This is a genomic window from Pseudoalteromonas sp. MMG012, from assembly GCF_018100875.1.
In the GTDB taxonomy this organism is placed as follows: domain Bacteria; phylum Pseudomonadota; class Gammaproteobacteria; order Enterobacterales; family Alteromonadaceae; genus Pseudoalteromonas; species Pseudoalteromonas aurantia.
In genome coordinates, this window is sequence record NZ_JAGJEF010000001.1 from 110377 (window position 1) to 124061 (window position 13685).

Below are 13685 nucleotides of genomic sequence, written 5' to 3' on the forward strand. Positions count from 1 at the left end.
AAGTTAAGGAGCAAAGCCAAATGTTTAATTATAAACTGGTTGGGTTATTACTGTGCATTAGTACTTTATCTGCATGCTCAGATGATGCAGCGAAAGTAAGTCTAGGATTATTCACCACTAAAGATGTTGTTGTGTCAGCTCAGCAAGACCCGTTGGTCAGCGGCGTGACTTGTCATATTAGCCATGTTGAAGCAGATCTTGATTTTTCAGACCCCTCTGATATGTCTATTGCTTGCCGCCAAACAGGCCCAATAACTGCTGCGCAGTTACAGGAGATTGATTTGTCGAAAAGTGGTGAAATTGTATTTAAAACTTCGAAAAGCATTTTATTTAAGTCACTCAAAGTGAGACGTATTTTTGACGCACCGACACGTAGTTTAATTTATTTATCGTATTCAACAAAAGAGACCAGTGGTAGTCACCACCATGCCCTGTCTACTGTACCATTGTACGGCACACAGGCATGGGAATGGGCAAATAAGGCAAAGTAAGTTATGTTGACACTTTTTAAATCACAACCATTATTAAGCGACTCAGAAGTTGAGTGGCTAATTGACACTTTTGTATGGGCATGTGAGCAGTTTGATGGCCAATATTTTATGACTGAAACTCAGATCATTGAGCCCACAGGCGCATTTTTTCCAGACCAAGTAACGAGTGTCGAACAGATGGCCAGTACCGTATTTAATCGAGTAAGCCATTATGCGGGCATGCAAGCATGGCCAATTAGTGTGGTTAACCCGCAACAACATATGCCGCAACAAAGTATGCCTATGTTTAGCTTTATTGATGAAATACGGGGTGAAAAAGCGAAATTAGTTAAACCCCCTGCACTGAATATGCAATTGTCTTATAACCCTAATCAGATCAATCAGCCACAAGATTTAGTTGCGAGCTTTGCTGGTTCGCTCGCTACTGTGATGATTTACCATCGAGGCGTGTTACCCCCAGGAGGTGAGGAGCAAATTGCCGCAGCAAGCGATGCGTTGGCTTGTTTTTTGGGGTTTGGTGTCATGATGAGTAATACGGTGTATCAGTTTAAGGGCGGATGTGGGTCATGTTATAATCCATATGCGAACCGTCAGGCAGCGTTGACTGAACCACAAACAGTTTTTATGCACGCGTTAATTTGTCATTTCAAACCTCAAGTTGATGGTAAAAAGCATTTGAAGCCTCACTTGCGCAGCGTTTACAAAAAAGCACAAAAGCAGTTGAGATTGTATATTAATGACACGCCAAACCCAATATTGTTGGCCCTTGAGGAGCAGCGTCATGCTCGCCTATCTTGATGAGTTTTTGCTGATAGCGATTGCGCATTTTTTTGCGGTAGCAAGCCCAGGCCCTGATTTTGCACTTGTGTTAAAACAAAGTGTCCAGCAAGGGCGCGCAAATGCTTTATGGACTAGTGCGGGGGTCGCATTGGGAATTCTTGTACATGTTACTTACTGTCTATTTGGTGTTGCTATTTTATTAGCTCAGTCAGAGACTGCCTTTAATGTTTTAAAATATGTCGCGGGTGCGTATTTAGCGTACATGGGGCTGCAAGCATTGCAGGCGCAAGCCAATACTAACTCTGTTGCACAGCCTCAGCATATTGGGCATATTGAATCTAACTTTATGGCATTACGCCGCGGTTTTTTAGTGAATGCATTAAATCCTAAAGCAACATTATTTTTCTTATCTTTGTTTACGTTAGTTATTTCCGCAGATACACCCAGTTATGTGCAGGCGATATATGGTGGCTACATGGCCATAGCCACATGGCTGTGGTTTTCTTTCTTATCGGTCATGCTATCAAAAGATACTGTACGGGCATTTTTTCACAAAGCGGGTCATTGGTTTGATAGAGGAATAGGCGTGATTTTAATTGCACTGGCGATTAGAGTCGTTATTTAATGAGTACGCAACAATGGAAATAGCGACTTATTATAATTTTGCGTTTGGTTCAAATATGTCGAGTAAACGACTGCTTGCGCGCTTGCCGCAGGCCAAAAAAGTGGGTGTTGCACGGTTGTATGGTTTTGAACTTAAATTTTCAATGTTAAGTACAGATGGTTCCGCAAAATGCAATATTCACCGAACCCATTCTGAGCATAACGTAGTTTTTGGTGTGCTCTATGCCTTGAACGCGCAGGAACAATTGTTGCTTGATAATATTGAAGGGACTCGTTACGACCGAACTGAGATCTTGGTGGAGCTGATCTCAGGAGAAAAGGTGAGTGCATATTGTTACATTGCAAATACGTTTATTGCGGATCAGTTGCCATTTGATTGGTATGTTCAGCATGTGTATGCAGGCGCGTTGGAGCATGGCTTTCCGATATCTTATTTAGAGTGCATTCAGCAACAGCGTACTGTTGTTGATGTGCAAAAATGCCGTTCAGAGAATGAGCTGTCGATTTATAAAAATAAAGAAGTAAAAAATAATGAAACCTTTTAGAACGTTCGTCGCAACCGCTCTTCTATTAGTGCAGAGCGAATTTGCAGAGGCGAAAAGTCAGGTAACAGTGAATGTTGCCGATGTCGATAAAGCTGTCCATGCTGCGATGGCGCAATTTGATATTCCAGGTATTGCGATTGCTGTCGTGGAGAATGATCAGGTCGTATTGTCAAAAGGCTATGGTGTCAGAGATATCGTTTCGGGCGCTAAAGTAGATGAGTATACACTGTTCGGTATAGCATCCAACTCTAAAGCATTTACTGCTGCTAGTATTGCTATGCTCATAGATGACGGAAAATTAAGTTGGGACGACAAAGTGACTCAACATTTACCCGAGTTTCGCCTGTACGATGAGTATGCAACAGCACATATGACTATCAGAGATTTATTAAGCCACCGTAGTGGATTGGGGCTAGGTGCTGGCGATTTGATGATTTGGCCTGATACGGATAAATCAGTGCAAGATATTATTCAAGGGTTACAGCATATTCCTCCAGCTTCCAGCTTTCGTAGTGAATATGCATATAACAATTTAATGTTTGTTGTTGCAGGTGAAGTGATCGCTCGAGTATCAGGTGTAAGTTGGCGTGAATTTGTTGAGCGGCGCATTTTTAAAACATTAGGCATGGAAGCATCGAAAGCGGGATTCTCACGTATCGAAAAGGATAATAAGAATTGGGCGACAGGTAATATCCCTGATAATGGTAAGCTAACGCCTTTTTTCGTCGACTATTTGCAAGACTTTCGTGGTGCCGGTGCAATTGCATCCAATGTAGATGATATGAGCAAGTGGTTGTTGACGCAATTAGCCGCTGGTAAAACACAACAAGGAGCGCAATTGTATAATGCCGAACATCAGGTGCAAATGTGGCATCCTCATATTATGAGATTGCCAAAGCAGTCATCGTTTGATGCCTATCGTCAGCAGTTTCGAGGGTATGGTCTTGGCTGGGCTATCGAAGATTACTTTGGTTATAAAAAACTAGGTCATGGTGGTGGGATTTTAGGGATGGTATCACAAGTGGCGATGATCCCAGAGAAAAAACTAGGTGTAGTGGTGTTATCAAATCAACAAGAATATCCAGCACTGACAGCGATAATCCATGAAGTATTTGAAGATGCTTTGGGACGAACAGATAAAGATTGGGTTACATTATTAGCCACTGAATATAAGTCAGAAAAGACGAAGTTGTACGCGGAGGCTGGGGTTGTTTCGCCAGCGGTAAAGCAGGCGTCATTACCGCTGCAATATTATACTGGGACGCTCACGAGCCAGTGGTATGGAGATGTTATTGTCGAATCACTGGACGGTAAGTTGCGTATCGATTTTACACATACCAAAATGTTAAAAGGCCAATTAGAACATGTTTCAGGCAATCAGTTTGTTATTCGGTGGGATGAGCAGCGCCTTGAAGCTGATGCCTATATTTATTTTCAACTGAATAAAGAGCAGGCTGTCAGCCATGCCACAATGGAATTTGTGAATCCAGATATTTCGGATTTTAGCTTTGACTTTCACGATTTGAAGTTAATGGCGAAATAAACTCGGGTCATTACACCAAAGTCGCAAAGTCCGGTGCAGGCGGCTTTGCTACACTGCATGTTAAAATATGAGTTGCTATCAAACTACTTAAAAGGAGCTAACATGCGTACAGCTGTGATCAGTCACCCTTATTGCCGTAAACATAAGATGATAACTGAACATCCAGAATGTCCCGCTCGGTTAGATGCAATAGCTGATAGACTGTTGGCGTCAGGATTAGATATTGCTGTTGCACAAAAACAAGCACCTGCGGCAACGCTTGAACATATAGGCTTGGTGCATGATAGCGCGCTGATAAATAAAGTGTTGACGCAATTACCTACACAGGGTCTGAGTGAGTTAGATGGTGATACTTGGTTATGTCCGGATTCATTTAAAGCCATTGAGCGTGCTATTGGCGCAGGCCTCTTAGCTGTCGATGAAGTGTTGACTGGTAATTTGGATGCCGCTTTTTGTAGTGTTCGCCCGCCAGGGCATCATGCTAACCAGCACACATCTGCTGGGTTTTGTGTATTTAACAATGTTGCCATAGCTGCTGCATATGCCAAACAACAGGGAGTAGAGCGGGTTGCGATTCTGGATATAGATGTTCATCACGGCAATGGCACACAAGATATTTTTAAAGCAGATCCAAATGTATTATTTTGCTCTTTGTTTCAATATCCTTTTTATCCAAATACAGCGATTGAAAATACAGATACAGTGTTAAATTCACCACTGCCAATTGCCAGTGATGGTGATGATTTACGTGCTTTATTCACTCAACAATGGTTACCGAAACTGATTGAATTCTCTCCTCAGCTCATTTTTATTAGCGCGGGTTTTGATGCGCATTTAGAAGATGAGATGGGCAGTTTGAAGTTTATAGAGTCAGATTATCAATGGTTCACAGAGCAAGTAGTGCAATTTGTTAATGATAGCCATGCACTTGGTATTATCTCTTATCTAGAAGGCGGATATGATTTGTCAGCATTGGGGCGCAGTGCTGTCACGCATATTAAAGCGTTGGTTAATGGCTGAGTCAAAATAGAGTGATTACGAAATACTTTTTAACAATGGGAAAGCCTGAGAGGGTGAAGTTAAAAGTATTTTTTCAACGCAGCACTGACCTTCGTTAATAAGTGATTGTTGCACCAATCGGGTTAATGTATCTAGGTTGATTGGGCTAACTAGTTGCTGTGATAAATTATAACATTCGCCATTTTCGTATATCACAATTACATCTTTAAGTGTTTGTTTATCAATGTAATACAATGATATTTTCAAGCATTCTTCATTATTAATAAAGTCAATACTCTCTGGAAGACATAATAATAAAGGGTAGGATTTTATTGTCATTTTTTGTTCTTAATCAAAGTATGAATGATGAGCAACATTATACTGGTTCGGATTGCTAAAAAGCGAGACTGAGCTTATGGAAACTGGTAACCGTCAATTACAAATTAAAGATATATTTTCTAATAGGTTACTCTCTTGTGGGCGAGACACACCTTTGGTTGATGCTGTAAAACTAATGAGAGTGGATAAAGTGAGTGCTATTTTTGTCACCGATAATGAGCGCATCGTTGGCATTTGGACGGAATCAGATAGTGTTAAATTGAATTTTGAGAATCCAACATTTTCTCTCACGCCGATAGGGGCATTGATGGCGTCGCCTGTACACGACATTCGCATCAATAAAACCTTAGGAGAGGCGACAATCAAGTTTCACCAATTAGGGATAAGGCATCTTTTGGTGAAAGATGAAGATAATCAGGCCATTGGTGCGGTGTCTTTATCTGATATTGTGCGTAATCAAGGCTTAGATCACTATTTACATTTTCGATCGATCGCAGATCATTTTGAACGAAAAATTAGCGTACTAAAAAGCGATGATTGTATATCTGTCGCCATCAATGCAATGAAAGAAAAACGTGATACCGCGGTGTTAGTGTTTAACGAAACGTTAGCTGAATATGGCATTATTACGCAACGAGATATCGCCTATATGGTGTTAAATCCTGACTGGCGAATGGTCTGTTGGCAACTAGCAAGTTACCCAATGTACTCTGTGACACCGGAAGACAGCTTGTTTGATGCCTACCGGTTAATGACAGCTAAATCGATTCGGCACTTGGTTGTTAAAGATCCGAAAACAGAGTTAGTGATTGGATTGTTGGCACTCAAGAACGTTTTAACGGAAATTGAAACTGCTTATTGCAGTGAGCTTGAGAAGGTTTTAGCACAACGTGATGTTGCATTACAAAAATCAGAAAAGAACCTCTACTTAGCGAACCGCATCATTGATGCCTCATTAGATGGCATCATGATCACTCGATGTGATGGAGAGATCATTCAAGTAAACCCTGCATTTAGTATACTGACAGGTTATCAGGATTATGAAGTACTAGGTCAGAATCCGAGTTTGTTGAGTTCTGGGATACATGGTGCAGAGTATTACGAAAAAATGTGGATACAACTTCATGATAAAGGAGTTTGGCAAGGTGAAATCTGTAACCGGAAAAAAAATGGCGATGTATATGTTGAATGGCTAACAATCATTGAGATCAAAGAGCCTTATAGCGAAGATGTTTTATATGCGGCGATTTTTAGTGATATTACCGAGCGTAAAAATGCAGAAGAAAAAATAGCAAGGTTGGCGTATTTTGATGAACTAACGAGCTTACCAAATAGGCGTTTATTTCATGACCGCTTATCTATGGCCCTAGCCGGGGCACATCGAGATAAGCAAACGTTAGCGGTTATGTTTATTGATCTCGATCGTTTCAAAGAAGTAAATGATTCATTAGGGCACAGTGCTGGGGATCAATTATTGATCCAAGTCAGTGAACGCATAAAGAAAAAACTCAGAGAAGGGGATACTCTGGCACGTTTAGGGGGAGATGAGTTTGTTATTTTGCTCACAGAAGTGAGTGATATTGACAGTGTTGTTGAGTTTGCAAATAAGATTTTAGAACAGTTGAGTGTGCCATTTGAACTGGGGGAAATATGTGTTACGGCTACCGCATCTATCGGCGCTGCAATTTACCCTGAAGATGGGTTGGACAGTGAAGCGCTACTGAAACATGCTGATGTTGCTATGTACCGCTCAAAAGAAATTGGTCGAAATTCTTTTCAATTATATAGGGCCTCAATGAATGCACGTTCGTTGGAACGCTTATCAATGCTTAGCCGGTTCCAGAGCGGACTTGATAACAATGAATTTGAATTATATTTTCAACCATTGCAATGCTTAACAAGTAACAAGATCAGCAGTGTAGAGTGTTTACTTCGTTGGCATGATCCTAACTTGGGTATGATCTCACCAGCGCAGTTTATTCCGCTTGCCGAAGAGTTGGGCCTTATAATACAGTTGGATAAATGGGTGATTAATCGAGCGTGTGAGCAAATGGCGTTTTGGCGATATCAGGGGGTAGATATTCGACGTATTGCAATCAATGTTTCCGCGCAGCATTTGTGTCAAGGGGATCTTGCAATGACAGTTGCACATGCGCTAAATAAGCATAGTTTAAATGGTCGTTATGTGGAACTTGAGCTGACAGAGAGCAGCTTTATTAGTAACTTACATGATGCCAAAGCTGAATTAAAAAAACTGAAAAATTTGGGGGTATCAATTGCTTTAGATGACTTTGGAACAGGCTATTCGGCGTTAAGTTATCTGACCAAGCTACCAATAGATATCTTAAAAATTGATGCCAGCTTTATTGCAAAAATCCCCGATGAATATGGCAATAGTGAAATTGTAAGTGCGATCATTGCGATGGCGAAAGCACTGAATTTACACGTTGTTGCAGAAGGAGTAGAAAAGCCAGAGCAACGTCAATTTCTACAAAAACTGGGTTGTCATACACTACAAGGTTTCTTATTTTGTAAGCCTCTGGCTGCGACTAATTGGATTAATTTTTATAATTGCGCAAAGTTGACTTCATAAGAGGTGAACTTTCGAATATTGATCACCCCAGTGTCAAAGATTAAGTACTGTCCCTTGATCCCTTGTAATGTCCCACTGACCTCGGGGTTTTTGTCAAAGTTGAATGAGCTCACTTTTTTTGGGTATACGTCAACAGGAAATGAGAGGTCTACGACCTCTTCGTCGAGTAATTCAATGGCGGTTGCACCAAACAACTCGGCAAGTTCACTGAGTTTTTTCTGGATTTGTGGAATTAACTGTTCCGCTGCAGCTTTGAGATCGGCATCAACACTAATGCCTTTGAGCATGTTGCGCCAATTTGTTTTGTCCGCAATGAACTCTGCAAGTGCAACTTCTACCAGTCCTGACTGTAATCGGGTTTGTACTTTAAAAATAGGGAGAGCTTGTGTTGCGCCTTGATCTATCCAGCGGGTAGGGATCTGGGTGTGTCGAGTAATACCCACTTTTAAACCTGATGTGTTGGCCAAATATACATAGTGAGGAGTGAAACAATTGTTTTCGCCCCACTCAGGCTCTCGGCAGGTTCCCTGATCATAATGACAAGTTTCAGGCTTCATGATACACATGTCACAACTTGCGAGCTTTTTCATACATACAAAGCAATGCCCCTGAGAATAGCTCTTTTTGGTTTTTTTACCGCAGTTGCTACAAAATATATTGCCTGTGTGGGTTAATGTAATATGCTTGCCGATAAACGGGTTAAGATCTATTAGTGCATCACCAACAGGTAATTGATACTGAATAGGATCAGTGAGTTGTGCTTTTAACTTACTCAAGGTACCTTGCATCTTTACGCCCCTAAAGATGTTATAAAAAAGCAATATTATCAAAGCACAGGAGGGAGGGCCAACTTTCAGTTCGTTATTTATCGGAGCCAGTGCGAAAATGCATTAGCTAACATCTTCACACTTTTATATATCAATATTTTGCAGCTTCATCAGGATTAGGTAATGAAGATTGAATAAACTCGCGCAATTCTTGATTTGATTTTTTAAGGTCGGCACGGCGTAAGTACATCATATGCCCTGAACGATACCCTTTAAAACTTAATCTATCCCGCATTTTTCCACTGGGGTCTAGCTGCCAAAGAGTGTATTTAGCATCAAAATAATTAGTAGCGCCATCATAATAGCCAGCTTGAATCATCACATTCAAGTAAGGGTTTTGAGCCATAGCCAATCTAAGTTGTTCACCTGTTTCATTATTACTGCGATCCCAAGGGGAGACATCTCCAAACATATTATATTTAACATCAGTTTTATAATTGAGCTCTTCTCTTAAGTAATAATTAATGGCTGGTGTAAATGAATGCAACCACGATGTCAGCTCTGGCCAATAGTCTGGACTGTCGCCAGCATCTCGTTTATCAATACCTAAATAGCGCGAATCTAATCGGCCTAGGGTAAATCCTTTGCTTCTTAATAACTCTTTCCAAAAAGCGTCAGTGGGGATGTCTAGGTTATTTTGTGCTACGAACTTTTCAGATAGGCCACTGTATTTGGCTACTTGTGCAATGGTGCTTGCTTTCTCTTTGGTACTAATAAAAGCGCCTTTGGCCAAAGCTGGTAAATATTGATCAATAGTATAAGTCTCTACCTCAGCTAATACTTCTAATAAATCTTTATTTTGTAAGCTGGGCTCCAATGCTTTGTGATACCACGCGGCTGCGGCAAAATACGGCAGGCGGTTAGCGGCTTTCATGGGACCTTCGCGTTTGATGCCAATGTCAGTTGGTGATACTAAAACGACTCCATTAATATACATCCATTGTTGATTTTGTAATGCATGAGCTAACCCAGAAACACGGGTTGTGCCATAGCTTTCACCAATGAGAAATTTAGGTGAGCGAAAACGATTATGACGAGTGACAAAGGTGTTCAACCATTCACTGAGGTATTTAATGTCAGCATTGACCCCAAAAAACCATTTTTTCTGGTCCGCTTTGCTGGGCATTGTGCCATCTTTATTGGGTAGTACGCGAGAGTATCCGGTGTTGACTGGATTTACGAACACAATATCTGCAACATCCAGCACTGAAAAAGGGTTGTCTTGTAAGCCATATGGCTGCACTGGGTACCCTTCATTATCTATTTTTAGAACTCTTGGCCCTGTATAAGCTATGTGCATCCAAACAGATGCAGAGCCCGGCCCGCCGTTGAATGAAATTAATAGCGGGCGTTTACTGTCATCTTTTACTTTGTCTTTTTTATAGTAGGTATAATGTAATGTTGCAATGGGATGACCTAGCGTATTCCACACTGGCTGGGTGCCAGTATTAACCGTATAATTTATTTTTTGATTATTAATAGTCGCTTTATGTTTAGTAATAATATGGCTATCAACATCAATAGCTCTGCTATTTTCAGTGGCTGATGCCACTGTGCTAATAAAGGTGACGATAAGCACCAATGCTTTAATGAGTTTCATATCAGTCCTACTTTTCACAATTGATCTATTAAATAAGGTTTGGGCCATTATTGCAAAGGATTTGAGTTTAATGGTGTGCTCAATGAGATTGTTGTAAGTAATAAAATAAGACTAGTTAAAAATGCTCAATTGATTGTAGTTTGTAACGTATTTGTGGTTTTTTTTGTAACAAAAATCGCGTATATTTACGACTTAATTATGTCGTATTAAAGTATTTATTTTCTTAAATTCTTGATCCGTTAAGTTTCTCTTAGTAGTAATAGAGCCTCATTCCCATGCAAAGAGTGTTAATTGTTGAAGACAGTAAAGTGGTGCAGCAAGTTCTGCGTCATTTGGCCAGCCTATATTTAGAGGTTGAGATAGATTTTGCTTGGTCTTTAAAAGAAAGCCAAGAATATTTAAACCAACATCAATATACATTGGCGTTAGTGGATCTCACATTACCAGATGCGATGGATGGAGAGGTTGTTCAACTGACATTAAGACAAAATGTACCTACCGTGGTTTTAACTTCTAAAATTGACGAATATAGTCGCCAACAAATGCTAGAGCTGGGTGTGGTTGATTATGTAATCAAAGATAACCGAGACTCATACCTTTACGCCGTTAAACTGGTTTCGCGCTTGTTACGTAATCAAGGATGCAAGGCGCTGGTCGCAGATGATTCAATGATCAGCCGGGCAGTTATGAGGCAGATGCTGGAAAAGCAACTGTTTACTGTACTCGAAGCACAAGATGGTGAGCAAGCTTTGCATATGCTTAAAGAAGACTATAACATTAAGTTACTGCTTACGGATTATGCGATGCCAACGATGGATGGTTTTGAATTAGTGAAAGCTATTCGTAATAGTCGTGGACGTGATGAATTGGCCATAATCGGTTTATCAGGTGCGGGCAGTCATGGTCTCTCGGCTAAATTTATTAAATTTGGTGCTAATGATTTCTTAGCAAAACCTTTTATGAATGAAGAGTTTCATTGCCGCATTATGCAAACAATGGAGCAGCTAAATTTAATTGCTGAGATAAAAGAATATGCACACCGTGATTATTTAACAGGGCTTTATAACCGTCGGTTCTTTTGTCAACAAGCGGAAAAGTTATTTAAATCTAAACCTGAGCAATATATTTTAGCGTTACTTGATTTAGACTTATTTAAAAGCATTAATGATAAATATGGTCATGAGGGCGGAGATTCAGTTTTAACTCAAGTTGCAGACTTATTAAAAAGTGCATTTAACCATTGTACGGTGGCGCGAATTGGTGGCGAGGAGTTTGCTGTTGTTTTACCTGGGAATAATATGCAAGTTGCAGAGCAAGCGATGAATGATTTTCGTCATAGGTTGGCAAAAACAGAGTTTGACATTAATGATGAAACCCTATTTTGTACTGTCAGTATAGGTTTGGCTTTTTGTAATTATGGCTCATTAAGCCAAATCATGCGTGCTGCGGATAAAGCGTTGTATCAAGCTAAGGCCCAGCAGCGTAATTGTGTTGTAGTGAACAGTTAATCTGTACGCACCAGTTCAGCCCAGCTATCTTAATAATGCACCTTATTGGTGCATTTTTTATGCAATTCATATTCCCTCGATAGTTAACTTAATGAAATAAAAAACAAAAAATTACTGGCATGAAGGTTGGATTGTTGTCACTACAGGATAAGCCTGTCCTAAGGGGACTAACAATGAAAATGATAAGTGCAATAATAAAACCATTTAAGTTGGATGAAGTACGAGAAGCGCTGGCAGATCTGGGGGTAGAAGGGATGACTGTCATTGATGTAAAAGGCTTTGGCCGACAGCGAGGACATACTGAGCTCTATCGAGGTGCTGAATACCAGGTTGATTTTATTCCTAAAATTAAACTAGAGATTGCAACACACAGCGAAAATACACAACGTGTTGTTGATGTACTTACACGGGCTGCTCATACAGGAAAAATAGGTGATGGAAAAATATTTGTATACGAACTAGATCAGATTGTGCGGATCCGTACTGGTGAATTAGACGAAGAAGCTATTTGAGGACCAAACTATGGAAAACGCAATTATAGAACTTAAATTTTCGCTAAATACATTTTACTTTTTAATTTCAGGGGTACTGGTGATGTGGATGGCTGCTGGCTTTGCCATGCTCGAAGCTGGCTTAGTCCGCTCTAAGAACACCACAGAGATCTTGACCAAGAATATTGCATTATATGCCATAGCATGCACCATGTTTTTACTGGTTGGGTACAATATTATGTATGTCGGTAACACGGAGGGTGGGGTAGTGCCTAGCTTTGGCGCTTTAATTGGTGCTGCGAGCGCTGAAGCAGACCATGCTTTAGAGGCCGACTTCTTTTTTCAGGTGGTGTTTGTTGCGACCGCGATGTCTATCGTATCGGGTGCTGTTGCTGAACGTATGAAACTATGGGCATTTCTTGCATTTACGGTGGTGCTGACAGGCTTTATCTATCCTGTTGAAGGCTATTGGACTTGGGGGGGAGGGTTTTTATTTAACTTAGGGTTCGTAGACTTTGCTGGCTCGGCTATTGTTCATGGAGCCGGAGCAGCAGCTGCATTAGCGGGTGTATTATTGTTAGGCGCAAGAAAAGGTAAATATGGTAAAAACGGTGAGATTTACCCTATACCGGGTTCAAATATGCCACTAGCAACATTGGGTACCTTTATTTTATGGATGGGTTGGTTTGGTTTTAATGGTGGCTCACAGTTATTCATCGCAGATAAAAGTAATGCGATTGCGGTCAGCCAAATTTTGCTTAATACAAATGCAGCTGCTGCAACTGGCGCGATTGCAGCACTTCTAGTGTGTAAGGCATTATGGCGAAAAGCGGACCTAACGATGGTGTTAAATGGTGCCTTGGCAGGTTTGGTTGTTATTACCGCCGAGCCAGCATCGCCGACCCCTTTATTGGCTTGTCTGTTAGGCGCATTGGGTGGTTCATTAGTGGTATTCAGTATCGTGTTTTTAGATAAGGCAAAAGTAGACGACCCTGTTGGTGCAATATCAGTTCATGGTACGTGTGGCATGTTAGGTATTATGTTAGTTCCTCTTTCTAATTCAGATGCGACATTTGGAATTCAGTTTATTGGCTTAATAAGTATTTTAGGGTTTGTATTTATTGTGTCGTATTTAGTATGGGCTTTACTAAAGAGCACGATAGGAATTCGTGTTGGAGAGGAAGAAGAAATCAATGGAATGGATCAGCATGACTGTGGTATTGACGCCTATCCAGAGTTTGTGAGTGTTCGCTCACAGTAACTTGCATCACGATATCTCAAGATAACGGGCCTTTTAGGCCCGCAGTGTCTTTCAGGTCAGGTTAATCTGAGGTACTCTAGGCTT

The 13685-nt window shown here is 40.7% G+C and carries 13 protein-coding genes; 10 read left to right on the plus strand and 3 right to left on the minus strand.

The genetic code is table 11. The annotated features are described in order from the left end of the window. The first annotated feature begins 20 nt into the window (after positions 1-20). The 6 genes from J8L97_RS00515 to J8L97_RS00540 all read left to right on the plus strand — a co-directional run bounded on the left by J8L97_RS00515 (position 21) and on the right by J8L97_RS00540 (position 5003). Entirely contained in the window at positions 21-491 is a 471-nt protein-coding gene (locus J8L97_RS00515) for a CreA family protein (RefSeq protein ID WP_211047493.1), read from the plus strand. 3 nt (positions 492-494) lie between these two features. Then, complete coding sequence (locus J8L97_RS00520; RefSeq protein WP_211047494.1) at positions 495-1289, plus strand: hypothetical protein; 795 nt, start codon at positions 495-497, stop codon at positions 1287-1289. After that, positions 1273-1896, plus strand: coding sequence for a LysE family translocator (locus J8L97_RS00525; protein WP_211047495.1), 624 nt, complete (start codon positions 1273-1275; stop codon positions 1894-1896). The genes J8L97_RS00520 and J8L97_RS00525 overlap by 17 nt, the downstream gene beginning before the upstream one ends. Next, positions 1868-2440 (plus strand): gamma-glutamylcyclotransferase family protein, encoded by a 573-nt coding sequence (locus tag J8L97_RS00530; RefSeq protein WP_247688478.1) that lies wholly within the window; start codon positions 1868-1870, stop codon positions 2438-2440. Before J8L97_RS00525 ends, J8L97_RS00530 begins: the two co-directional genes overlap by 29 nt. Continuing rightward, on the plus strand, positions 2427-3983 hold the full coding sequence (locus J8L97_RS00535; RefSeq protein WP_211047496.1) for a serine hydrolase: 1557 nt from the start codon (positions 2427-2429) through the stop codon (positions 3981-3983). Before J8L97_RS00530 ends, J8L97_RS00535 begins: the two co-directional genes overlap by 14 nt. A 102-nt stretch (positions 3984-4085) precedes the next feature. Next, positions 4086-5003 (plus strand): histone deacetylase family protein, encoded by a 918-nt coding sequence (locus tag J8L97_RS00540; RefSeq protein WP_211047497.1) that lies wholly within the window; start codon positions 4086-4088, stop codon positions 5001-5003. A 15-nt stretch (positions 5004-5018) separates the two neighbouring features. Here the strand turns inward: J8L97_RS00540 and J8L97_RS00545 are convergent, their stop codons facing one another. Further along, positions 5019-5321: a DUF4144 family protein gene (locus J8L97_RS00545; RefSeq protein ID WP_211047498.1), complete on the minus strand. Its 303-nt coding sequence runs from the start codon at positions 5319-5321 to the stop codon at positions 5019-5021. Positions 5322-5397: 76 nt separating this feature from the next. Between J8L97_RS00545 and J8L97_RS00550 the strand changes: the two genes are divergently transcribed. Further along, on the plus strand, positions 5398-7914 hold the full coding sequence (locus J8L97_RS00550; RefSeq protein WP_211047499.1) for an EAL domain-containing protein: 2517 nt from the start codon (positions 5398-5400) through the stop codon (positions 7912-7914). Here the strand turns inward: J8L97_RS00550 and J8L97_RS00555 are convergent. Continuing rightward, positions 7887-8702 (minus strand): DUF2797 domain-containing protein, encoded by an 816-nt coding sequence (locus J8L97_RS00555; protein WP_192508785.1) that lies wholly within the window; start codon positions 8700-8702, stop codon positions 7887-7889. The two genes, J8L97_RS00550 and J8L97_RS00555, sit on opposite strands and share 28 nt — an antisense overlap. 130 nt (positions 8703-8832) lie before the next feature. Beyond that, entirely contained in the window at positions 8833-10341 is a 1509-nt protein-coding gene (locus J8L97_RS00560) for a S10 family peptidase (RefSeq protein ID WP_211047500.1), read from the minus strand. A 275-nt stretch (positions 10342-10616) separates the two neighbouring features. Between J8L97_RS00560 and J8L97_RS00565 the strand changes: the two genes are divergently transcribed. From J8L97_RS00565 to J8L97_RS00575, 3 genes are all read left to right on the plus strand, one after another. Beyond that, on the plus strand, positions 10617-11849 hold the full coding sequence (locus tag J8L97_RS00565; RefSeq protein ID WP_211047501.1) for a diguanylate cyclase: 1233 nt from the start codon (positions 10617-10619) through the stop codon (positions 11847-11849). 173 nt (positions 11850-12022) lie between these two features. Then, positions 12023-12361, plus strand: coding sequence for a P-II family nitrogen regulator (locus J8L97_RS00570; RefSeq protein ID WP_192508782.1), 339 nt, complete (start codon positions 12023-12025; stop codon positions 12359-12361). Positions 12362-12371: 10 nt separating this feature from the next. Further along, positions 12372-13601, plus strand: coding sequence for an ammonium transporter (locus J8L97_RS00575; protein WP_211047502.1), 1230 nt, complete (start codon positions 12372-12374; stop codon positions 13599-13601). The last annotated feature ends 84 nt before the right edge of the window (positions 13602-13685 follow it).

Coding starts and splice junctions, on each gene's coding strand:
- J8L97_RS00575 (WP_211047502.1), top strand. CDS start 12,372: ATGGAAAACGCAATTATAGAACTTAAATTTTCGCTAAATACATTTTAC.
- J8L97_RS00515 (WP_211047493.1), top strand. CDS start 21: ATGTTTAATTATAAACTGGTTGGGTTATTACTGTGCATTAGTACTTTA.
- J8L97_RS00545 (WP_211047498.1), bottom strand. CDS start 5,321: ATGACAATAAAATCCTACCCTTTATTATTATGTCTTCCAGAGAGTATT.
- J8L97_RS00550 (WP_211047499.1), top strand. CDS start 5,398: ATGGAAACTGGTAACCGTCAATTACAAATTAAAGATATATTTTCTAAT.
- J8L97_RS00565 (WP_211047501.1), top strand. CDS start 10,617: ATGCAAAGAGTGTTAATTGTTGAAGACAGTAAAGTGGTGCAGCAAGTT.
- J8L97_RS00535 (WP_211047496.1), top strand. CDS start 2,427: ATGAAACCTTTTAGAACGTTCGTCGCAACCGCTCTTCTATTAGTGCAG.
- J8L97_RS00570 (WP_192508782.1), top strand. CDS start 12,023: ATGAAAATGATAAGTGCAATAATAAAACCATTTAAGTTGGATGAAGTA.
- J8L97_RS00520 (WP_211047494.1), top strand. CDS start 495: ATGTTGACACTTTTTAAATCACAACCATTATTAAGCGACTCAGAAGTT.
- J8L97_RS00540 (WP_211047497.1), top strand. CDS start 4,086: ATGCGTACAGCTGTGATCAGTCACCCTTATTGCCGTAAACATAAGATG.
- J8L97_RS00560 (WP_211047500.1), bottom strand. CDS start 10,341: ATGAAACTCATTAAAGCATTGGTGCTTATCGTCACCTTTATTAGCACA.
- J8L97_RS00525 (WP_211047495.1), top strand. CDS start 1,273: ATGCTCGCCTATCTTGATGAGTTTTTGCTGATAGCGATTGCGCATTTT.
- J8L97_RS00555 (WP_192508785.1), bottom strand. CDS start 8,702: ATGCAAGGTACCTTGAGTAAGTTAAAAGCACAACTCACTGATCCTATT.